The sequence below is a fragment of the Dactylosporangium sp. CA-052675 genome (assembly GCF_050947935.1).
Lineage (GTDB): Bacteria > Actinomycetota > Actinomycetes > Mycobacteriales > Micromonosporaceae > Dactylosporangium.
The window spans coordinates 6685242-6706171 of the sequence record NZ_CP192010.1 but is presented as its reverse complement, the minus strand read 5'-3'; the positions used below and the strand labels follow the sequence as shown (position 1 = coordinate 6706171).

The 20930-nt window shown below is 74.0% G+C and carries 19 protein-coding genes; 6 read left to right on the top strand and 13 right to left on the bottom strand.

The genetic code is table 11. From position 1 onward, the window contains the following. Positions 1–668: 668 nt before the first annotated feature. From ACQP1P_RS29840 to ACQP1P_RS29820, 5 genes are all read left to right on the top strand, one after another. Complete coding sequence (locus tag ACQP1P_RS29840) at positions 669–1238, top strand: hypothetical protein (RefSeq protein WP_433075735.1); 570 nt, start codon at positions 669–671, stop codon at positions 1236–1238. A 188-nt stretch (positions 1239–1426) separates the two neighbouring features. Further along, a complete protein-coding gene (locus ACQP1P_RS29835; protein ID WP_433090157.1) occupies positions 1427–1504 on the top strand; it encodes a hypothetical protein in 78 nt (25 codons plus the stop codon). 232 nt (positions 1505–1736) lie between these two features. Beyond that, complete coding sequence (locus ACQP1P_RS29830) at positions 1737–2669, top strand: IS3 family transposase (RefSeq protein ID WP_433075733.1); 933 nt, start codon at positions 1737–1739, stop codon at positions 2667–2669. Further along, the gene (locus tag ACQP1P_RS29825; RefSeq protein ID WP_433075731.1) at positions 2615–2848 is read left to right on the top strand and encodes a hypothetical protein; all 234 of its coding nucleotides are present in this window, start codon (positions 2615–2617) and stop codon (positions 2846–2848) included. The genes ACQP1P_RS29830 and ACQP1P_RS29825 overlap by 55 nt, the downstream gene beginning before the upstream one ends. 271 nt (positions 2849–3119) lie before the next feature. After that, the gene (locus tag ACQP1P_RS29820; RefSeq protein WP_433075728.1) at positions 3120–3437 is read left to right on the top strand and encodes a hypothetical protein; all 318 of its coding nucleotides are present in this window, start codon (positions 3120–3122) and stop codon (positions 3435–3437) included. Here the strand turns inward: ACQP1P_RS29820 and ACQP1P_RS29815 are convergent. The 13 genes from ACQP1P_RS29815 to ACQP1P_RS29755 form a co-directional block, all read right to left on the bottom strand. Next, positions 3434–3790 (bottom strand): hypothetical protein, encoded by a 357-nt coding sequence (locus ACQP1P_RS29815; RefSeq protein ID WP_433075726.1) that lies wholly within the window; start codon positions 3788–3790, stop codon positions 3434–3436. The genes ACQP1P_RS29820 and ACQP1P_RS29815 overlap by 4 nt on opposite strands. A 53-nt stretch (positions 3791–3843) precedes the next feature. Beyond that, positions 3844–5700, bottom strand: a complete 1857-nt coding sequence (locus tag ACQP1P_RS29810) for an Hsp70 family protein (RefSeq protein WP_433075724.1) — start codon at positions 5698–5700, stop codon at positions 3844–3846. 39 nt (positions 5701–5739) lie between these two features. Beyond that, the gene (locus ACQP1P_RS29805) at positions 5740–6729 is read right to left on the bottom strand and encodes a threonine aldolase family protein (protein WP_433075722.1); all 990 of its coding nucleotides are present in this window, start codon (positions 6727–6729) and stop codon (positions 5740–5742) included. After that, the gene (locus ACQP1P_RS29800; protein ID WP_433075720.1) at positions 6720–7505 is read right to left on the bottom strand and encodes a DUF3050 domain-containing protein; all 786 of its coding nucleotides are present in this window, start codon (positions 7503–7505) and stop codon (positions 6720–6722) included. The genes ACQP1P_RS29805 and ACQP1P_RS29800 overlap by 10 nt, the downstream gene beginning before the upstream one ends. Positions 7506–7514: 9 nt before the next feature. Further along, entirely contained in the window at positions 7515–8795 is a 1281-nt protein-coding gene (locus ACQP1P_RS29795) for a KamA family radical SAM protein (protein ID WP_433075718.1), read from the bottom strand. Beyond that, a complete protein-coding gene (locus tag ACQP1P_RS29790) occupies positions 8792–10489 on the bottom strand; it encodes a class I adenylate-forming enzyme family protein (protein ID WP_433075716.1) in 1698 nt (565 codons plus the stop codon). Before ACQP1P_RS29790 ends, ACQP1P_RS29795 begins: the two co-directional genes overlap by 4 nt. Further along, positions 10482–11801, bottom strand: coding sequence for a flavin monoamine oxidase family protein (locus ACQP1P_RS29785; protein ID WP_433075714.1), 1320 nt, complete (start codon positions 11799–11801; stop codon positions 10482–10484). Before ACQP1P_RS29785 ends, ACQP1P_RS29790 begins: the two co-directional genes overlap by 8 nt. Continuing rightward, complete coding sequence (locus ACQP1P_RS29780) at positions 11798–12040, bottom strand: acyl carrier protein (protein WP_433075712.1); 243 nt, start codon at positions 12038–12040, stop codon at positions 11798–11800. The genes ACQP1P_RS29785 and ACQP1P_RS29780 overlap by 4 nt, the downstream gene beginning before the upstream one ends. After that, on the bottom strand, positions 12037–13362 hold the full coding sequence (locus ACQP1P_RS29775) for an amino acid adenylation domain-containing protein (RefSeq protein ID WP_433075710.1): 1326 nt from the start codon (positions 13360–13362) through the stop codon (positions 12037–12039). The genes ACQP1P_RS29780 and ACQP1P_RS29775 overlap by 4 nt, the downstream gene beginning before the upstream one ends. Positions 13363–13672: 310 nt before the next feature. Then, on the bottom strand, positions 13673–15688 hold the full coding sequence (locus ACQP1P_RS29770) for a BTAD domain-containing putative transcriptional regulator (protein ID WP_433075708.1): 2016 nt from the start codon (positions 15686–15688) through the stop codon (positions 13673–13675). Positions 15689–16209: 521 nt separating this feature from the next. After that, complete coding sequence (locus ACQP1P_RS29765; RefSeq protein WP_433075706.1) at positions 16210–17019, bottom strand: SDR family NAD(P)-dependent oxidoreductase; 810 nt, start codon at positions 17017–17019, stop codon at positions 16210–16212. 257 nt (positions 17020–17276) lie between these two features. Continuing rightward, entirely contained in the window at positions 17277–18548 is a 1272-nt protein-coding gene (locus tag ACQP1P_RS29760) for an MFS transporter (protein WP_433075704.1), read from the bottom strand. Beyond that, on the bottom strand, positions 18542–19522 hold the full coding sequence (locus ACQP1P_RS29755) for an ATP-grasp domain-containing protein (RefSeq protein ID WP_433075702.1): 981 nt from the start codon (positions 19520–19522) through the stop codon (positions 18542–18544). Before ACQP1P_RS29755 ends, ACQP1P_RS29760 begins: the two co-directional genes overlap by 7 nt. A gap of 119 nt (positions 19523–19641) precedes the next feature. Here ACQP1P_RS29755 and ACQP1P_RS29750 point away from each other — a divergent pair, with 119 nt between their 5' ends. Continuing rightward, on the top strand, positions 19642–20901 hold the full coding sequence (locus ACQP1P_RS29750; protein WP_433075700.1) for a DUF2314 domain-containing protein: 1260 nt from the start codon (positions 19642–19644) through the stop codon (positions 20899–20901). The last annotated feature ends 29 nt before the right edge of the window (positions 20902–20930 follow it).

Here is a 20930-nt window from a genome sequence, read left to right as displayed (position 1 = left end):
GTTTATATCCGCGTCCGGGCGCTGGGTCGCGGGATTGTCGCATCGGGGGAATCGTGACGCTGGACTCGGCGGGGGCGCCGGCGTGATGTTCCACAATGAGTTGATGTGAATGCTCGGTGGGTGCCGTTGTCGTGGGGTCGGACGGTGGTTGTGTCAAGACGGCCTCGGCGGGGCGCTGGCTCGGAGGAGTTGGCGCTTCGGGCTCGGAAGCTGCGGGGCCGTCGATGTGGCGCAGCTTCTCCGCATGCCGTCTTGCCAGCCCCCAATCACGCCGCCGCTGCGCTTCCTTCCGGAACTCGTCCTTCCCGGGTGACCAATTCCGGGCCTTCGTGCGATCACGCATAGCAGCCAATTCCCGAGCACTGAAAAGCTGCATCTGCCCCATGCCAAAATTATCCCAGAATACGACCGAGCCATCGATTCCCGGACCGCGCCGGGCGCAAATGGCGAACATATCCGAACCAGAGCCGGAGCCCGGGCCCTGGCAAAGTCGTTAGGTGATGGCGAGTAGAGCCAGTGGTCGGGTCAGGGCCCCGGCAAAGTGGGGGACTGGAGTCGAACCCGCCCTGCCCGGCGGCCAGTGCAGGCATTGCGCTCGACTCGGACGACCGGCCTGTCGTCGGGACGCCTGGCTGCCGCGGGGCGACCGATGTCCTCACAATGATGGCGTGATCCCGCCGCCGCCAGCGCCTGACGCTGTCTTGTTTCGGAGCTCCACTGGCCGGGTCGTTGCGTGCTATGCCGTCCTCGCGGTCCTCGTCTGGCTGGGCACCGCCGGGTTCTACGTGGGGCTGGCGGCGCTGCTCGGCTGGTCGGTCGGCCGCACCGTCGACTTCGTCATCCTTCCGCAGTTCGTCGTTCCACTCGTTACCGTCCTCGGCGTGTCGGTCGGGATGATGATCCGCAGCCCGCACTGGGTACGGCTGTCCGCCGCCGGTGTGGAGATCGGTACGACCCGCGCCCGGGCGGTCCTGATTCCGTGGTCGGGCGTGGCGTCGGCGACGGTCCGCGGTCGGTCGGTCTTTGCCAACCTCGACGTCGTCCCGCACCCGGCGGCGATGGCCGCGTTGCAGGACGCGGAGGGTCAGCTGCCTCGGATGCGCACGCGCGGCGGGCGGCGGGGCTATCCCGTGCAGGTCGGGCTCTTCCCGAGCGGCCCAGCAGCGGTGACGGCCGCCCTGCGCGCCCGCGGCGTCCCGGAGGTCCGTCGGCCCGCGCCCACGGTCGCCCCACGCTGACGCGGGCACCCCACCGTCTCGGGTATCACCCAAACGACTTTGCCGGAGCCCTGGTGGTCGGGTGGCGTTACGGGCGTGGTGGTGGTTGGCGACGGCTCTGCTCGTGGCGCCGGTGAGGCGGAGGGCGCCGATGGCGGCGTCGGGGAGCGCGGCCATGACCGGAAGAGTTTCGGCGTGATGCGGTCGAGTTGGTTCGCTCGTCGGGCCGGCCGATCAATGAGGTCGCTCGTGAGCTGGGCATGAGTCACGAGACGTTGCGGAACTGAGTCCGTCGGCAGGACCAGCCGGCGCGGCCGGAGGGTGCGGTGGCGGGTGCGGGATTGTCGGTGGCGGACAAGGACGCCGAGATCGCCCGGCTGGGTGCCGAGGCCGCTGAGCAGCGGGTGGAGAAGGAGATGTCGCGTAAGGCGGCCGCCTATTTCGCGAAGGGGATGGATCGGTGACCAGCCGCTTGCGGTTCATCTCCACCCACCGGGGCTCGTATGGCGTGATGCGGCTGTGCCGGCTCCTGGCGGTGTCCCGGTCCGGGTTCTCCCGCTGGACCGCCGCCGGCCGGCCCGCCGTGACCGGGCCGCGGCCGAGGACCAGCTCGCGGAGCAGATCGCTACCGTCCACGCCGATTCGGGTGGCAGCTACGTATCACCGCGGGTCACGGCCGAACTGCGTGCCCAGGGTTTCCGGGTCAACCGCGAGCGGGTGGAACGGGTCATGCGCCAGCGCGGCATCGCTGGGCGGCACCTGCGCCGCCGGCGGCGCACGACGGTGGTGGACCTGGCCGCGACGCCGGTGACGGATCTGCTGCGCCGGGACTTCACCGCCACCGCGCCGGATCGGCGGTGGTGCGGCGATATCACGTACCTGCGCGTCGGTGGTGGCCGGCTGTTCCTGGTCACGGTCATCGACATCGCCACCCGCCGATTCGTCGGCTGGTCGATCAACACCCATGTGCGCACCAGCCTCGTCGCTCACGCCCTCGGGGCTGCGGTCGCCGCTCGTGGCGGCCGGTCAACGGGGTCATCTTCCATTTGGACAAGGGATCAGTACGGCAGCACCGCCTTCGCCGCGGTCTGCGACCGGCACGGTGCGCGCCGCTCCACCGGCCGGACCGGCACGTCGTATGACAACGCACTCGCCGAAGCGTTCTTCGCTACCCTCGAACGCGGACTCGACGTCGACCGCCGCACCTGGACATCCGAAGCCGACGCCCGCCGCGACCTGTTCCGCTGGATCGCGTTCTACAACCGCCGCCGACGCCACTCAGCCCTCGGCTACCACAGCCCGCCGACTACGAACGAACCCTGGAATCAGTGCCCCTGCAACAGATTGCGGCAGAGCCAATGTTCATCGATATCTATCTTGCCTCATTGCCTCCCGACGTGGATCGAGACGACATCGAGGACGAACTGCAGGAGATCGACGGATTCGACGTAGTCGGAGCCGGCACCGGACCGGACTTCGTCAACCTTGACGTTGAGGTCGACGATGCTGTTCCGCAGGAGTGGGCGCTTGCCGCCGTCGCCGACATCCTCCGCAATCTCAGGTCGCACACCGGAGCATACGTAAGGGTGTCGGACACTGGCGAGCGCATCGCGGTAGGCGACATCGCGTAGCGAGAGTCGGCTTCCTGTGCTGAACCGATTGCGGCAGACCCGGTGTCCCATCCCGGCGGGGGAATCTCATTGTGCCGCCGTCGGGGAACCTGCAGGTCGCTGGGAACCAGTTCTGGCTCGGTCCGGCCCGCTCCGGGACTGCCGTGACGTTCCGGGCCGACCCCGGCTCAAGTCGGTGCGCTTCCACCTATCCGTCAACGACCTGGCCACGCGCTGCCCCGCCGCGAAGTCGGGCTCCGCGCCCCAGGGTGGCGTTGGAATGATGACGACCATGGACAGCGTTGAGGGCCGCGCCTGGCTGGAGTGGTGGGCGAACTCGTCCACCCTGCTCGGCAGCGTCGAGGTGGCAGTCGTGATCACCACCAGCGGCGCCGGCTGGGACGCTCATGGGTGCCTGACCAGCGCCAACGACGAGGACCGCGAGGGGTTCGCCTTCCTCTGCGACCTCGATCCCGTCTTCCTGCTGCGATTCGAAGACGAGAGCACTGTCGCCGTGACCGTGCGCCCCACCGGCGAGCATCGCCGGTTCACCCTGACCGAGTACACCGGCCCGGCTTGGCGTTCGATCGAGCACCACATCGATCTTTAGGCAGCGCGACGCCCAAGCACGCCTACGTCAAGCATGTGGTGGGACTCGACACAGTCGGTGAGGTACGTCGGTTTCGCTTGATGGCGGATCTCGCGCCTGCCGTGGTCGTCTGCGGTGTCGGCGTGCGCCACGGGCACGAGCCGCCAGGTCAGGCCGGCCAGTTGCCGGTGCGGACTGGGCTGGTTGCCCTCGACGGTGAGGCGGCTTCGGGCGACGTGGGCGACGCGCGCGCGTTGGCAGTGCAAGGCGTCCGCGGTCACTACGCCATCGCGCGGGTCGTCGATCCGGTCGAGCAGTTCGGTGAAGCGGGTGATCTCGTTGGTCGTGTCGCCAACGTCGGTGCTGGCCAACACGACGCCGGTGTGCTGGTGGCGGCGGCCAGGACGCGCCGGGCGGGCACCGACGCTCAGGGCCGGCCGGCCACGTTCCACAAGCGGACGGCGCCGTCCGCGCCCGCCGATACCAGTGTCGAGCCGTCCGGGGTGAAGGCCAGTGCGTGTACCGCCCCGCCATGCCCGTCCAGCGTGTGCAGGTGCGCGCCCGAGGTCGCGTCCCACAGCCGGATCGTGGAGTCCAGCCCCGCGCTGGCCAGCAGCGTCGCCGCCGGGTCGAAGGCCACCGTCGTCACCGGCTCGGTGTGGCCGGTCAGCACGGTGAGCTGGGCCAGGGACGGGCCGTCCCACAGGCGTACCGTCGCGTCCGCCCCCCCGCTGGCCAGCAGCGTCCCGCCGAACGCCACCCCGAGGACCGCGCCCCGGTGCCCGCGCAGCGTTGTCGTCGGGGCGGACGAGTGCAGCAGTACCACGCCGTCGTCGTCGCCGGTGGCCAGGGCCGAGCCGTCGGGGTGGTACGCGACCGCGTGCAGTGCCGCGCCCGGCACGGCGCGGGAGAGGCGGCCGTCGGCCAGGTCGAACAGGCGCAGGACGCCGTCGAGCCCGGCCGCGGCGAGCACCCGGCCCGACGGATGGAACGCCAGCGCGGCCGGGCCGCCCGGGTCCGCGTCGAAGACGTCGCGGCGGCGGCCCTCGTCGGCCTGCCAGACCCGTACGGCTCGGGCCGCGCGGCGGGGGTGGGCGCCGCCCGAGGCGAGCAGGCTCCCGTCGGGGCTGAACGCGACCGCGCGCACCGGGCCGTCGTGGTCGCTGAGGGTGTGCCGGACCTGGCCGGTGCCGAGGTCCCAGACGCGCACGCGGCGGTCGTCGCTGCCCGTCGCGAGCAGGCGGCCGCCGGGGCTGAGCGCGACCGCGTTGACCGGGGCCGCGCCGCGCACGATCCCGCCGGGGGAGAAGGTGCGCAGCAGCGTGGGCCGGATGCGCGGGCGGGCCGCCGAGGGCGGGGCGACGGCCGTGCGCACGGACGTGACGCTGCCGCAGGCCACGGCCAGGTCGGGCTGGGTGACCGGGATCGGCGCGATGCCCAGTGCCCGGTGCAGCCGCGCGGCGACGAGCGGGGTGTGGCTCACGCCGCCGGCCAGGAACACCGCGGCCACGTCGTGCGGGGTGACGAGGGCCTCGCGCAGCACGGCCACGGTGCGCTCGACGGTCCGCTCGAACAGCGGGGCGGCGGCGCGCTCGAAGTCGTCGCGGTGCAGCGCCACCGGGCCGGTGAACGGGACGAAGAGGTCGGCCAGGGGCGCCTCGGACAGGGCCTCCCGGGCCACCCGGGCCTCGTGCCACAGCCGCAGCCGGGCCGCGGCCTCCTCGGGCGAGCGCGGCCGGTCGAGCCGGTCCCAGGCCGGGCCGGAGCCGGTGCCCGCGCGGGCCAGCCGCACGATCGCGGCGTCGAGGTCGAGGCCGCCGGCGTCGAGCAGCCCGCCCGCCGCGGCGATGGTGAGCCCGTCCGCGGCCTGGCGGACCACGGTGACGTCGAACGTCCCGGCGCCGAGGTCGTAGACGACGAGGCAGCCGCCGTCGGGCACGCGGTGGCCGAGGACGGCGGTGCAGTACCGTGCCGCCGCGATCGGCTCGGTGAGCAGCTCGGGCTCGCCGAGGCCGGCCAGGCGGGCGCCGTCGGCGAGGACCCGGCGGCGGTCCGGGCGCCACGCGGCGGGGTGGGTGAGCACCAGCGGCCCGTCCCAGCCGGGGGCGGCCGCGGCCACGGCCCGCGACAGCAGCGCGGCGACCGGCTCCGGCTCGACCGGCCCGGCCGCGGGCAGGTCGGAGTCGAGCCGCCACGGCCGGAGCGAACCGTCGGGGCCGGCCAGCGCCGCGACGGTCGTGGCCGTGCCGATGTCGATGCCGAGGCGCTGCCCCGCAGAGGTCACGGCCAAATGTATGAACCCGCGCACGGGCGGCTCCAAGGTTCAGCGGGTGAACGCTGCGTGAAGGACTCCCGCGAATGCCTCCACATCGGCCGGTGTCGTGTCGAAGGCGGCCATGTACCGGCGGATCGGGACGCCGGAGCCGTAACGGTCGAGGTCCCCGTCGCCGGAAGGCAGCGTGGCGAACACGGCGTTGGTGTGCACCGGATGGACGATCTCGGCGTGCGCCGCGAGGACGGACGCGATCCGGGCGGCCATCGCGTTGGCGTGTTCCGCGTTGGTACGCCAAAGACCCCCGTCGAGCAGCGCGACGAACTGGGCGGCCGTGAAGCGGCTCTTGGACAGCAGCTGCATGGCCTGTTTCTGGATCAGGTGCCGCGGGCCGGCGAGGCCGGGATCGAGGAAGACCACGGCGTCGGCGGCCAGGGCCCCGTTCTTGGTGCCGCCGAACGACACGACGTCGGCCCCGGTCGCGGCCTCGGCCAGGCCGGTGCCGAGGGCGGCGGCGGCGTTGGCCAGCCGGGCGCCGTCGATGTGCAGCCGCAGCCCGTGCTCGTGCGCGGTGTCGGCGAGGGCGCGCAGGTCGGCGACGGAGTACAGGGTGCCGATCTCGGTCGGCTGGGCGATCGACACCGCCCGGGGCAGCGGGGCGTGCGGCGGGTCGCCGGCCCGGGCGAACGCGGCGACCTGCGCGGGCGTGAGCCGGCCGTCGGGGGTGTCCACGGTGGTGATCCGCCCGCCGGTGAACCGCTCCGGGGCCGCGCACTCGTCGGTGACGATGTGCGCGGTCCCGGCGCAGAGCACGGTCTCGTACGGCCGCACGAGCGCGGCCAGCGCGATGACGTTCGCCGCCGTCCCGGTGACCGCGAGCACCGTCTCGGCCCGCTCGCCGAAGTGCTCGCGGAACAGGGCCCCGGCCCGGGCGGTCACCGGGTCGCGGCCGTAGGAGGGCACGTGCCCGGCGTTGGCCTCGGCGATGGCCGCGAGCACGTCCGGATGGACGCCCGCGGTGTTGTCACTGATCAGGTACACGCCTTCAGGATGCCGTCCCACAGGGCCACGCGGGCGTCCAGGGCCGCGATGACGGTGTCCGCCGCCTCCGTCCAGCGCGCGGCGTCGTCCCCGCACAGGTCGGCCAGCATCTGCATGGCCATCGGCGTGTGCTCCTCGCCGTCGACCTCGATGTGGCGGGCCAGGTAGTCCACGAACGTGTCGAGCCTGCCCGCGCCGCGCTCGTTGACCTTCACGACCTGCTCGAACATGTCGGGGATGAGGTCCTCGCGGCCGAAGGCGAACGCGGCGGCCTGGCAGTGCACCGGCGCGCTGCGGATGAAGTCCCACGTCGTGGTCGTGAACGCGGCCGACGGGGCGGGCACGGCGGCGGCCACGAGCGCCTCCGGCACCCCGGTGCCCGCGCGCAGAGCGGCGATGAAGGCGTCGATCGCGGTGCGGTCGGCGCCGGCCTCGGTCATGCCCTCGAGGTACAGCTCGAAGTGGCTGATGAACCCGCCGCGCAGCTCGTCGCTCTCCTCGACGAGCACGATGTCGTTGATGAGCCGGCGGCTGCCGGTCGGGCCGCTGGGCACCCAGGGCACGTCGACGCAGGTAAGGCTGCGCTGCAGCGACTTGAGCAGGGACATGAAGTCCCACACGGCGAAGACGTGGTGCTCCATGAACGTGACGATCGCCGCGTGGTCGCGCAGCGCGGCGTAGAGCGGATGGCCGACCACGCGGTCGCGGGCCGGGGTGATCTCCGCCTTGAGCTTCTCGATGCCGGGGTGCGTGTCGCCCCAGTCGTAGCGGGACATGTCCTCTCCTTACTGCGCCGACCACCAGCGGCGGCCGGCCTCGGGCAATGTGTGGATGGGGTCGTAGTAGCGGGAGGCGCCGGACCATTCGGAGACGCCGCGCTCGCGGTCGTAGGAGACGGCCTGGTGCACCCAGCGCTTGCCGGCGTAGGGCACGTCGCAGACCAGGCGCGGGGTGGCGTACCCGGGCAGCCAGCCCATCAGCCCGTCCTGCAGCGCGATCGCGGCCGAGAGCGGGATGCGCCAGTGCTCGGCGCCGGGGATCATGTCGCAGAGGTAGAAGTAGTACGGCAGGATGCCCGCCTCGTCCTGCAGGCCGTAGCACAGGTCGAGCAGCGCCCCGACCGAGTCGTTCACCCCGGCCAGCAGCACGCCCTGGTTGCGCACGTCGCGCACGCCCGCGCCGAGCAGCGCCCGGGCCGCCTCGGCGACCAGCGGCGTGAGCGAGGCGACGTGGTTGGCGTGGGTGTGCACGGCCAGGTTCACGCCGCGCTCCCGGGCCACGGCCGCGATCCGGGCCACGCCGTCGACCACCGCGGGCTGCAGCCAGTGCTGGGGCAGCCCGACGAGCGCCTTGGTGGCCAGGCGGATGTCGCGGATCGAGTCGAGGTCGAGCAGCTGGCGCAGGAAGCCCTCGAGCTGGTGCCACGGCACGTTGGCCACGTCGCCGCCGGAGACGACCACGTCGCGGACCGTGGGGGTGCGCTTGAGGTAGTCCAGCATCAGCTCCCGGCGATGGGCGGGCTTGAGCGTGAGCCGGTTCTTGGTCACCTGCGGCGTCGAGGTGCCCACGAGGTCCATCCGGGTGCAGTGCCCGCAGTACTGCGGGCACGTCGTCACCAGCTCGGCGAGCACCTTCGTGGGGTACCGGTGCGTGAGCCCCTCGACCGCCCACATCTCGGCCTCGTGCAGCGAGTCCCGCTCGGCCCGCGGGTGGCTCGGCCAGACGGGGTGCCGGTCGGAGGCGAGCGGCAGCATGTAGCGGCGCACCGGGTCGGCCCGCAGCGCCTCGGCGTCCGGCTCGGCCCCGGGCACCATCGTGTTGAGCATCTGCGGCGGCAGCAGCATCGCCATGGTGGCGAACCGGGCCCGGTCGGCGGCGAGGTCGTCGTAGAAGTCGTCGCCGACCCGGTCGCCGAGCACCGCCCGCAGCTGCGCGGGGGTCTTGACGCAGTGCGCGCGCTGCCAGCCGGCGCTGCGCCACTCGGCCGCGGTGACCGACCGGTAGCCGGGCAGGCGCCGCCAGTCGGGTTCGACCAGCGGCGTCCGCACGTAGGTGTAGCCGGTCACGACAGCAGGGACGCGTGCCGCGCCCGCAGCTCCCGCTTGAGCACCTTGCCGGTCGGGCCGAGCGGGAAGTCGGCCGGGCTGCGCGCGATCCGCACCGCGGCCAGCGGTGCGAGGCCCGCCCCGGCGAGCTCCTTGTTCGCCCGCTCCAGCAGCTCGTCCTCGCCGGGCTCGGCGCTGGCCTGCAGCTGCACGACGGCGATCGGGAGCTGGCCGCCGCCGGGCGCGGGGACGCCGACCACCGAGCAGTCGCGGACCATCGCGGCGCAGTCGGCGAGCAGCACCTCCTCCAGCGGCAGGCTGTAGACCGGGCCGTCCACGGTGTCGATGACGTCGACGGTGCGGTCGAGGTGGTAGAAGTTGCCGTCCGCGTCGCGGTAGGCGACGTCGCCGGTCAGCCAGTACCCGTTGAGCCTGAAGCTGGCCGTGAGCCTGGGATTGTGCCAGTAGCCCGGCGTGAGCGACGGCGACTTGACCGCCAGGAGCCCGACCGTGCCGTCGGGCAGCTCGGTGCCGTCCTCGTCCAGGATCGCCGCGTCCTCGACGACCTCGAGCGGCTTGCCGACGCACCGGTCGTTGCGGACGGTCTCCGGGGTGGTGATGCCGCCGAAGAGCGCCATGCCCATCTCGGAGGAGCCGAGCCCGTCGACGAACTGCGAGCCCGGCAGCGCCGCCTCGGCCGCGGCCTCGCTCGGCAGCAGCCACGGCTTGATGAGCCCGGCCGGGCGCTCGCCGAGGGTGACCAGGCGCCGGATGTGGCCGTGGTGCGCGGAGTCGCCGGTGTTGAACCACGAGTGGACCTTCGCGGCGCCCTTGACCGGCAGCTCGCCGGTGGCGAGCTCCACGAACGTGCGCGGGAACGACGCGACCATGGTCGGCTGGAAGGCCTCCATCACCGGCTCGACGGTCGCGCGGCGGTGGTCGCCCATGACCATGACCGGCAGGCCGAGCAGGATCGCGGTGAGGAAGTAGCTCAGCCCGCCGGCGTGGGTGTGCGGCATGAGCGACATCAGGCGGTCGTACGGCTCGCAGGGGAAGCGCACCATGCGCGGCTGCTTGCCGTTCCAGAACTGCCGGTGGGCGAGCATCGTGGACTTCGGGGTGCCGGTGGTGCCGCTGGAGTGGATGAGCCCGACGACGTCGTCCGGGGCGTGCTGGTACGGGTACGACGGCGGCAGTTCGACCCCGGACGCGTCGAACGCCTGCACCTCGGCCGCGAGCGCCAGGAACCGGGGCCGCCGCTGGGGGTTCTGCCGGTAGGCGGTGGCGAGGCGGGTGGTGTCGTCGGCCACGACCCCGACAACGCCGACGTGGTCGAGGTAGCGGACCATGACGTCGGGCCGCATCGCGTCGTTGACCATCGCCGGGATGGCGCCGAGCGCGGTGAGCGCGAGGAAGTGCAGCAGCGGCTCGAGGCCCTCGGCGACCACGACGGCGACGGGCTCGCCGGGGCGGACCCCGTTGACCGTGTACCAGCGCGCGTAGCGGTCCCGCAGCGCCACCAGGTCGAGCAGGCTGTGCCCGCGCAGGACTACGCCGCCGGTGTGGTCGGGGTGGTGGCTGTAGACCACGGGCACGGCCCGGTTCGGGTTGTGCTCGGCCGCGTACTGCAGGAAATTGCCGGCCCCGAGCGCCGGCTCGGTCATGAACCGCTCGCGCACCTCGAGCGGCGCGACCGGGCTGTGCGTCTCATGCATCGTGCTCCTCCAAAACCGACAAGGCCGCTCGGTGGCCCGAGCGGATCGCGCCCTCCATGAGCCCGAAGAACTCGGTGCTCGTCTCGGTGCCGGCCCAGTGCACGCGGTGGTGCCGCTCGGTCAGCCGTGGCCCGGTGGCGAGCCAGTCGCCGGGGCCCATGAGCGCGGCGTAGCAGCCGCGGCTCCAGCGCTCGTGCACCCAGTCGGTGACGTGCACCGCGATCGGCTCGGGCAGGCCGGGGAACAGCCTCGCCGCCTGCGCGGTCGCGGCCGCCCGCCGTTCGCGCTCGCCGAGCGCGGCGAAGCGGTGCGCGTCGGCACCGGTGACGAACCCGGTCAGCACCCCCGCCCCGCCGCCGGCCGGGCTGTCGTCCACAGTGGACGTCAGCGGCCCCTGCGCGCTGACCGACCAGCCCGACAGGCCCTGCTCGCGCCACAGCGGCGAGGGATGGACCAGGTGTACCTTCACCGCGCAGCCGGGCGCGGTGGCCTGCCCGGACCGGGGCGCCGGCAGCCCCGGGCGGAAGTCGATGGCGTCGGCGAGCAGCGGGGGGACCGCGACGACGACGGCGTCGGCGCGGTAGCGGCCGTCGACGGTCACCCCGTGCGCGTCCTGGTGCACGCTCGTGACCGGCCGGCCGAGGACCACCCGCCCGGCGAGGCGCTCGGCCAGCAGCTCGCAGGCCTGGTGCGCGCCTCCGTCCACTCTGGACTCCTGGGCGCCGCCGGCGAAGGCGTTGAGGTAGCGCAACCCCCCGCCCGAGCGCAGGTAGAACGCCATGTGCAGGACGGAGACGTCCTCGGGCGCGGCGGCCATCATCTCGCCGAGGAACAGCGGGAAGAAGGCCCGCGCGTCCGGGTGGGTCAGGTTCGCCCGGGCCCACGCGTCGGCGGTGAGCGTGTCGAGCGCCGCGGCCCCCTCGGTGGCCCAGGGCGCCGCGGGGTCGACCCGGCGGGTGAGCGCGTCGAGGCGGTCGAAGAGGTCGCCGAGCGCGACCGCGGCCAGCGGCGGGAACCGGCCGTCGCGCTGCTCGACGGCGTCGCCGTGCAGCGCGAACCGGCTGGCCCCGTCCATCCCCGTCGGGACCGTCTTGAGCCCGAGCCGGGCCAGGAGGTCGAGCAGGGCGGTGTGGCGCTCGCCGAGGTACGCGGCGCCGGCGTCGACCCACGCCCCCGGCGCCACCTCGAGGCCGTGGGTGCGCCCGCCGACCCGGTCGCGGGCCTCCAGCACGGTCACGTCCGCCCCGGCCTCGGCGAGGCGGGTGGCGGCGGTGAGCCCGGCCAGCCCGGCCCCGACCACGACGACCCTCACGGCGCCACGCCCAGCGGGCTCGCCTGCCGGCCGATGAGCAACGTGGACAGCGCGGCCGGGGTGGGGTGGGCCACGAAGTCCTCGAACGTCAGCTCGCCGCCGCCGGCCCGGTAGACCGCGGACAGCACGCGGGTGGCGAGCAGCGAGTCCCCGCCGGCGGCGAAGAAGTCCTCGTCGGGGGCGATGCCGGGCGTTTCCAGCACCTCGGCGTAGATCAGGGTGAGCTCGTCGACGGTCAACGCAGGGCCTCCTCGTGGGCTTGGGCGGTGGCGGAGCGGTCGACCTTGCCGCTCGCGGTGTAGGCGAGCGCGTCGACCCGCTCGATGCGTGCGGGCACCAGATGGCCGGGCAGGTGCGTGCGGACGTGGGCGGCGATGTCGGCGATGTCGGCGGCCTCGTGGGTCGTCACGACGTAGGCGGTCAGCGACGTCTGCCCGCCGCGGACGCTCGCCACCACGGCGGCCCCGCGCACGCCCGGGTGCTCGGCCAGCCGCGCCTCGATCTCGCCGGGGTCGACGCGGATGCCGCGGATCTTCACCTGGCGGTCGCGGCGGCCCTCGTGCACGAGCTGCCCGTCGCCGCGGCGGGACACCAGGTCGCCGGTGCGGAACCAGCGCTCGCCGTCGCGCTCCACGAACCGCTCGGCGGTCTCGGCGGGCCGGCCGAGGTAGCCGCGGGCGAGCGCCGGGCCGCCGATGAGCAGCTCGCCGTCGGCCTCGATCCGCTCGCGCACGTGCGGCAGCGCCCGCCCGATGGGGGCCCCGTCGCTTGGCAGCTCGGCGGCGTGCGTGATCAGGGTGGTCTCGGTGCAGCCGTACGTGTTCAGCAGCCGCACGCCCCCGGTGCCCGGCAGCGCGGACCACTCGGCGAGCCGGGCCGGGGCCACCGCCTCCCCGCCGATGACGACGAGCCGCACGCTCGCGGGCAGCCCGTGCCCGGCGGCCGCCAGGTGCCGGACGAGCTCGTGCCAGAACGCGGTCGGCAGGTTCAGCACGCTCACGCCGTCGCGCTCGACCGCGCGCAGCAGCCGCGGGAACGACCCGCTGTGCGCGTCGTCGGCGAGCACGACCGCGGCCCCGGCCAGCAGCGTCGGCAGGATCTCCTCGAAGCACGTGTCCCAGTTGAGCGAGGCGAACTGCAGCACCCGGTCGGCCGTGGTGAGCCCGAACAGCCCGGCGAGCGCGGGCGCGACCGTCTCGATCGCGACCCGCGGGGTGGCGACCGGCTTCGGGACGCCGGTCGAGCCGGAGGTGAACAGGATGTAGGCCAGGTCGTCACCGCAGGCGTCGCCCGGCTCCGCGACGGCCCGCCGCATCGCCTCGCGCCGGGCGGGCGGGAACGCGGGGTCGAGCGGGCAGTAGGTGCCGCCGGCCGCCCAGATCCCCAGCAGCTCGACGATCGTGGCCGGGTCGTGCCGCGCGTCGACGGTCACCGTGCCGGGCCGCGGCCCGAGCCGGCGCCGCACGGCGCCGAGGTCCGCGGCGAGCTGCCCGTAGCTCACCGGGATGCTGTTGTGCACGATCGCGGGCCGCAGCGGCGCCACGCGGGCGTGCGCGGCCACGGCGGACAGCAGCGTGTCGATGATGCCACCTCACCTGCTCGAAGGGCGTCCGACGGGTTGTCGAAGGCCCGCCGAGCGTGGCATCGGCCGCTACAGATCGGCTGTGGATGCGCCACACGGCCGCGAGTGGTGCGCTGCGGACTCCCCACGACCCGCGGATGGTGCGGACTCCCGCGGTCCTCGGACGGTGTGGTGCGGACTCGCCGCGGTCCGCGGACGGTGTGGTGCGGACTCGCCGCGGTCCGCGGATGGTGCGGTGCGGGCACCACCCGCGCGGCCCGGCGGAGGTGCGGGCCGCGCGGGCGGGCGCTCAGACGGCGATGCCGACCGGACCGCGGCGGCGCATCCACTCGTCGACGGCGTCGCGGTCCACGAGCTCGGCCCCGCACTCACGGGCGTAGCGCAGCACCAGGTCGTGGAACCGGTAACCGCCCGGCCCCGACTCGGTGAGCAGGTTGACGCTCACCAGCTCGTCCAGCAGCTGCCGCACCCGCCGCAGCGCCCGGTCGGTCGCGGCCATGGAGCGGTCCACCGTGATCGCGGCCCCGCGGTCCAGCCCGAGCCGGCCGAACAGGTGCGCCGCCGCCGGGCTGAGCCTCGCGTGCGCGCTGGCCAGCGCCGGCGCGAGCACGCCGGGCACGCCCCCCGGGCCGCCGCCGAACCCACCGCCGAACCCGCCGCCGAACCCGTCGCGGGAGCCGTCGCCGAGGGCGTCGCCCCGCCGGCCGCCGCGGCGGACCACGTCGAGGGAGCCGCCCGGCGCGTCGTCGTCGTGGTCGCCGCCGGTCAGCTCCTCGGCGAACGCGTCCAGCGACTGCCCCGGCCGTCCGGCCAGCCGCAGCCCGGCCGTGCGCACGGCGAGCGGGTAGCCGCCGCACCAGCGCACGAGCCGCCCGGCCGCCGGGTCGCCGCGGCGCATCTCCCGGCCCGCGATGCGCTCCAGCAGCTCCCGGGTGGCCTCGCCGGTCAGCGGGTCCATCGGCAGCACCTCGACCTCGTGGTGCGCGGCCAGGGCCGGCAGCCGCAGCCGGCTGGTGACCACGAGCTGCCCGTCCGTGGTCGGCGGCACGAGCGGGAGCAGCTGCTCGACCGAGCCGGCGTCGTCGGCCACGATGAGCACGCGGCGGCCGTTGAGGTGGGCACGGTAGCGCGCCGTGCGCTCGTCCAGCCCCTCCGGCAGCTCGTCGCGGCCCGCCCCGAGCGCGCTGAGCACCGCCCCGAGCGCGGCCAGCGGCGACAGCGCGCCGCCGTGCAGGTCGACGTAGATCTGGCCGTCCGGGAAGTCCCCGGCCGCGCCGTGCGCCCACTTCACGACGAGCGCGGTCTTGCCGAGCCCGCCGAGGCCGGAGACGAGCACCACCCGCGGCTCGTCGGCGGGGCGGGTGACCGCGTCGGTGAGCGCCTTGAGCGCCTCGTCGCGGCCGGTGAAGTGCCCGACGCTGGCCGGCAGCGTGGCCGGCGCCCGCATGGCCCCCGCGGCCGTGGTGAACGGCCCCGCCGCGGGGGCCCCCGGTAAGGCCGCGGCGTCGGCGAACCGGGGCGCGAAGAACGGGTCCGGCGCTCGCTCCAGCCCCACCGCGAGCGCCGAGCCCATCGAGCCCGCGGCCGCGGCGGGCGCGGACGCCGTGATCGCATCCGCCCAGGCCTCGGCCCGCGACGACGCGATCTCGCCGCGCAGGATCGCCGCGTGTAGCCCCCGCAGCTCGGGTCCCGGGTCGCCGCCGAGCTCGTCCGCGAGCCGCCGCCGCAGCGTCTCGTAGACGTGCAGCGCGTCGGCCTGGCGACCGGCCCGCAGCAGGGCCCGCATGAGCTGCCCGGCGAGCCGCTCCCGCAGCGGGTTCGCGGCCAGCAGCCCGGACACCTCCCCGACCAGGTCCGCGACCCCGGCCAGCCCGGCCGGCGGCCGGACCGCCAGCTCGGCCTCGAAGAGCTCCTCGAACAGGCCGATGCGCAGCTCGGCGAGGCGGACGCGCTCGACCTCGGCCCCCGGCGCGGTGACGCCGTCGAGCGGGTCGCCGCGCCAGAGTGCGAGGGCGGCGCGCAGGTCGCGGGCGGTGTCGGCGACGGTGGCGCCGCGGCGGGCCCGGCGCACCAGGGCGTGCATGGCGTCGAGGTCGGTCACGGCGCCGGCCGCCTCGAGGACGTAGCCGGGATGCCGGGTGGCCAGCGTCGCGCCGACCTTGCGCCGCAGCGCCGAGACGAGGCCCTGGACCCGGGAGCGCGGGGCGGCCGGGTGCCGGTCGCTCCACAGCAGTTCGATGATGCGCTCGGTGGAGACGACGGCATTTCTGGACAGCGCGAGAATGGCGAGAACATTGCGTTCCAACGGCGAGAGGGAAACCGTACGGCCGGATATACGAGCCTCGGTCGGGCCCAGCAGCGACACCTCAAGCATCGATAAACCTCATCCCGTAGAGCTGTCCCACATCGTGTGTGTGATCGATTGCGGCCGATCGGTTCGCGATCGGGCATCCATTCGTGCACGACGAGGCGAGGCTGGGGCAAGAGTCGGGCAACCATCACGGAGCGTGACGGCCTTCGATGCGCGGCCAAGGGAGCGAATCGGACGAATTGCCGGGTGGTTTCGCGCCATGTGCGAAGTCGGGCCTTTTCCGGCACGCCGGGCGAGTGGCGCGCAGGCCGCGAAGCGGGGGATTGCCGCGAACCCCACGGTATGTGGTCGGGTCCCCACGCATGCCGCGGGCCCGCGCGAACCCCGGCGGGCCGGACACCGGGCGCCGGGTGCCGAATCGCATTCGCAATTCGCGATGATCTATATATAAAGAAAAGCCGCCGGATTCGAACAGGCGTTCGAATCCGGCGGTTTGCGCTCGGTCGGGCGGGGTGTCAGACAAGCCAGGAACTGGCCCGGCGGCGAATCTCGGTGCCGTCGGGGTCGGCGAGCTTCACGGCGGCGAACTCGCGGGCCCAGTCGCTGGTCAGCACCCGTAGCGGCGGGTCGGGGTCGGCCAGTGCGGCGAGGATGATCGCGGCGATCTCGGCGGCCGGCTGCGCGCCCGGCCAGGCGGTGCGGGCGACCCAGTCGAGGTAGGGCCGCAGCACCGGCTCGTAGGGGCCGGCCGAGGCGAGCAGGGAGTCGCGGGTGACCCCGGTGTTGGCCGCGAACGCGGTCTGCAGCACCGGCCCGGGCTCGACGAGCACGACGGTCACCCCGAGGCCCCGGGCGACCGGGGCGAGCGCCTCCATGAAGCCCTCGACGGCGAACTTGGCCGCGCAGTAGGCCTCGTTGAACGGCTGCCCGACGAGCCCGCGGGTGCTGCCGACGGTGAGCACCCGCCCGCCCGCCGCGCGCAGGTGCGGCAGCGCGGCCTTGGTCATCGCGACCACGCCGAAGAAGTTGACCTCGATGTTGGCCCGGAACGCGGCCAGGTCGGCCTGCTCGATCGTCGGCACCGTGTTGCCGACGCCGGCGTTGTTGACCAGCGCGTCGAGCCGGCCGTGGTCGGCGGCCACGCCCGCGACGCAGGCCGCGACGGACTCGGGGTCGGTGACGTCGAGCGGGCGGACGTCGATGCCGGGCAGGTCGTAGGGCTTGCGCATCCCCGCCACCACCGTCCACCCGTCGGCGGCGGCCGCCGTCGCGGTCTGCAACCCGATGCCGGTGGACGCTCCCGTGACCAGCAGCACCTTGCTCATGCCGACACCACCGCTTCGCTCCGGCGTCGGCCTGGGGAAACTGTGTCCATGGTGAGCGGCCCCTCCGCTTCGCTCCGGACCGCTCATGCCGGCACCTCCGCTTCGCTCCGGCGTCGGCCTGAGGAAACTGTGTCCATGATGAGCGGCCCCTCCGCTTCGCTCCGGACCGCTCATGCCGGCACCTCCGCTTCGCTCCGGCGTCGGCCTGAGGAAACTGTGTCCATGATGAGCGGCCCCTCCGCTTCGCTCCGGACCGCTCATGCCGGCACCTCCGCCTCGACGGCGGCCCGCTCGCGCTGGAGCAGGCCGTGGATGGGGGCCAGGGGGATGGCCGCGAACAGCGTGCCGATGAGCGTGGCCCCGGCCATGGTGAGCTTGGCCGCGCCGAGGATGCCCCAGTCCCCGGCGAGCGCGTCGACGATGATGCCGCCGGCGAGCACGCTGAACGGGATCACGCCCCAGGTGATGGTGCGGAACGCGGCGTGCGAGACGGCCTGGTCCCGCGAGGGCACCCGGGCCTGGCGGACGGCGGCGGTGCTGACGTTGTACCAGACCATGAAGATCCCGTAGAGCGTCAGCGTCACGCCCAGCACGATCGGGGCCGGCAGCGCGGGCGCGAGCAGCACGCCGAGGCCGACCGCCGAGTGCAGGAAGATCGACCACGGGATGAGCCGGGCCGCGCCGAGCCGCGCGCTGACCCGCTGCGCGACCAGCGACCCGCCGACCGCTCCGGCCGCGGCGATCGACATGACCGCACCGAGCGTGCCGACGGACATCCCGAGGCCGCGGTACGCCAGGATCGGCAGCACGGTCACGAAGATCGGGCCGCCGATGTTGGCCAGCAGCGTGCCCTGCAGCGTGCGGCGCAGGACCGGGTCGCTCCAGTTGAGCCGCACCCCGTGCGCCAGGCGCTGCAACATCGGCTCCTGCCGCCCCTCGCCGCCGCCGTAGGGCTTCATCGCCCGGATCCGCAGAGCCGAGAACAGGAACGAGGCCGCGTCGACGAGCAGCGCGCCCGCGCCGAGCAGCACGTAGATGCCGGAGGCGACGGCCGGCCCGACGACGTCGGAGGTGGTGCGGCTGGCCTCCAGGTGCGAGTACGCCTTGACCCGCCCCTCCGGCTCCACGATCGAGGCGATGGTCGCGGTGTAGCCGACGTTGAAGAAGACCGCGGTGGCGTTGACGACGGCGACGACGGCGAACGCCAGCGGCACCGACAGGAAGCCCCCGAAGTAGGCGGCCGGGACGAGCGCGATGACGGCCGCCCGCACTAGGTCGCAGCCGATCAGCGTCCGGCGCAGGTCCCACCGGTCCACCAGCGCCCCCGCGACCAGGCTCAGCAGCGGGATCGCGAGGTACTGCGCCATCGCGACCAGCCCGACCTGCAACGGCGAGGCGTGCAGCACCAGGATCATGAGGGTCGGGATGACGAAGATGCTGATCTTGTCGCCGATGTTGCTCACCGTCTGCCCGGCCCACAGCAGGTTGAACTCCCGGCCGAGGCGCACGGGCGGGTCGGCGGTCAGCATGCGGGCCCGGCGAAGCGTGCGGCGTGCCCGCGGCGGTAGGCGTCGAACCGGGCCGCGATGAGCTCCCGCTGCGTGCGCACCGCATCGGGCGACTTGGCGTCCGGGCACTGGATGGTGCCGTCGAGCTCGATCTCCGACAGCCACCAGCGCTCGCCGTCGTGCAGGAAGTCGGCGCACAGGTACGGCAGCCGCAGATTTTCCTTGAACCACGCGACCGCCGGCCGCAGCTCGTCGGGCAGGTCGGTGTAGTAGAGCTTCCCGCCGGTGCTGAACTGCACGTAGAGCGCCCCGTCGCCGGGCCGGCGCACCAGCACCCCGAGCGGCTCGCCGTCGATGAGGTAGACCCGGTAGTCCATCGTGCGCGGCCCGAGGTACGGCTGGAACACCAGCGTCGTGTCCCCGCCCTGGGCGAGGCTGAGCAGCCCGCGCACGTCGTGCGGGTTGTGCGCCAGGTTGATCCCGCGCGAGGCGCACCAGCCCGACGGCTTGGCCAGCGCCGGGAAGGGCAGCGCCCCGATGCTCGCCACGTAGTCGTCGTAGACGAGGTCCCGGCCGGGCCCGATGCGCACGGTGGGGATCGGCGGCACCGGGCAGTCGCGCAGGAACAGGGCCGAGGCGAGCTTGTCGTTGCACAGCGTCGCCAGGCGCGGCGGGTGCGGCAGGTAGAAGCCGGCCTGGTCGAGCACCTCGTACAGGGCGAGCTGGTTGAACACGTCGGCGGACTGGTAGGGCAGCGAGTACAGCGACGTGATGAACAGCGTGTCCTCGGGCGTCACCGGCACCCCGTCGACCCGCACCACCGGCCGCCTCGGGTCCAGCGCGTCGACGACCACCGACTCGGGGGTCACCCGCTCCCAGCTCAGGTCGAGGTCCTTGGCCACCTCGGCGTAGGTCTGCCAGAACGCCGCGTTCCAGGTCGCCGAGGTCCGGCTGGACTCCCGGTCCGGAAACAGCCAGCACAGTCGTCGCAGCATGCCTAACCCCCTGCTCGTCGGTGAGCGTTGCGCGCCCACGGGTGCAGGGAGTGTCGCGGGCGCCGCCACGGAACCGCTTCGGGTCGACTACACGCGCGCGATGCGACAGGATTGCCGGTGTGGAGATCGTGCTCAGCGTGCCCGAGACCATCGTCGCCACCTACGTCGTGGCGACCGACCGGCCGCCGGGCGATCCGGCCGCGGCGGCGAGCGCGGCGGCGGCCCGGATCGAGGGCCCGCTGGGCGAGGCGGTGCGCCGGATGCTCGACGGGCCGCTGATGTCGGTCAGCGTGGTCCCGGTCGCCGAGGCCCCGCCGCTGCCGATCGAGCACCTGCGCGTCTTCGCCGCCCCGCCCGAGGCGCTGCGGGCCGTGGTCACCGCCACGCACCTCGTCGTCGTCCAGGCGGTCTTCGGTGCCGGCTGGCCGCCCGCCCACGAGTGGCACGCCCGCGCGGTCGCGGCCGGCATCGCGCAGGACCTCGGCGGCACCCTCGTCGACCTGTTCACCCCGCAGGTGCTCGACCCGGCCGCGGCCCTGGCCTCGCTGCCCGGCCCCGACGGCCGCTCCGCGCTGAGCGCCTGGGTGCTCGTGCCGCAGTCGGCGGGGGACCGGGGGCTGTGGATGACGACCCGCGGCCTGGGCCGCTTCGGCCTGCCGGAGCTGCAGGTGATCGACGTGCCGCCGACGCTCGCGCGGGCCTGGACGAGCGGGCTGACCGGGATCGCCCGGGCCCTCGTGGTGCGCTGGGCGCAGGCGGTCGAGCGGGCCCACGGCGAGGCGTTCGTGCGCATGCCGAACGAGCTGACGGTCACCGCGGCCGACGCCGTGCGCGCCTACGGCGAGGTGCCCGGGGCGGACGCCGAGGCCCGCTCCACGCTGCTGCAGCTGCGGCTGGATGTCGAGTCGCCGGAGCAGGACAGCCTGCTCACGATCATCCCGCCCGACGAGTTCCCGTACTCCGCCGGGGAGTTCCTGGCCCGGGTGGTCGACGAGCTGTTCGGGGTGCGGTCCACGACGGTGCGGTACGCGGCGGACGACGAGCGGATGCGCGAGGCCGTCGCGACCGCCCGGGACGCCCTGCCCGCGGCCCGCACCCGCTTCCTGGCCGGCGAGTTCGGCCCCGAGCGGCACCTCATCGTCAAGCACCGGCTGACCCGGGGCGAGGCGACGGAGCTGATCTGGTCCGCCGTCACCACCTGGCCCGACCCGCGCCGCCTGCACGGCGTGAGCATGTCCGACGCCGAGATCGACCCGGCCGTGCGCACCGGCCGCCCGACCATGGTCCGCGACCCGGAGATCGTCGACTGGGGCGTGTGGATCGACGGCGAGGGCATCGTCGAGGGCGGCTGGACCAACGCCGTACTGACCGGCGAATGACGCTCAGGTCGGGCACCGCCGTGCCGAAC

What these genes read in the sequence shown, in the direction of transcription:
- ACQP1P_RS29820 (WP_433075728.1), top strand. Translation starts at nt 3,120, where the DNA reads ATGGACAGCGTTGAGGGCCGCGCCTGGCTGGAGTGGTGGGCGAACTCG.
- ACQP1P_RS29800 (WP_433075720.1), bottom strand. Translation starts at nt 7,505, where the DNA reads ATGTCCCGCTACGACTGGGGCGACACGCACCCCGGCATCGAGAAGCTC.
- ACQP1P_RS29790 (WP_433075716.1), bottom strand. Translation starts at nt 10,489, where the DNA reads ATGCATGAGACGCACAGCCCGGTCGCGCCGCTCGAGGTGCGCGAGCGG.
- ACQP1P_RS29765 (WP_433075706.1), bottom strand. Translation starts at nt 17,019, where the DNA reads ATGAGCAAGGTGCTGCTGGTCACGGGAGCGTCCACCGGCATCGGGTTG.
- ACQP1P_RS29760 (WP_433075704.1), bottom strand. Translation starts at nt 18,548, where the DNA reads ATGCTGACCGCCGACCCGCCCGTGCGCCTCGGCCGGGAGTTCAACCTG.
- ACQP1P_RS29755 (WP_433075702.1), bottom strand. Translation starts at nt 19,522, where the DNA reads ATGCTGCGACGACTGTGCTGGCTGTTTCCGGACCGGGAGTCCAGCCGG.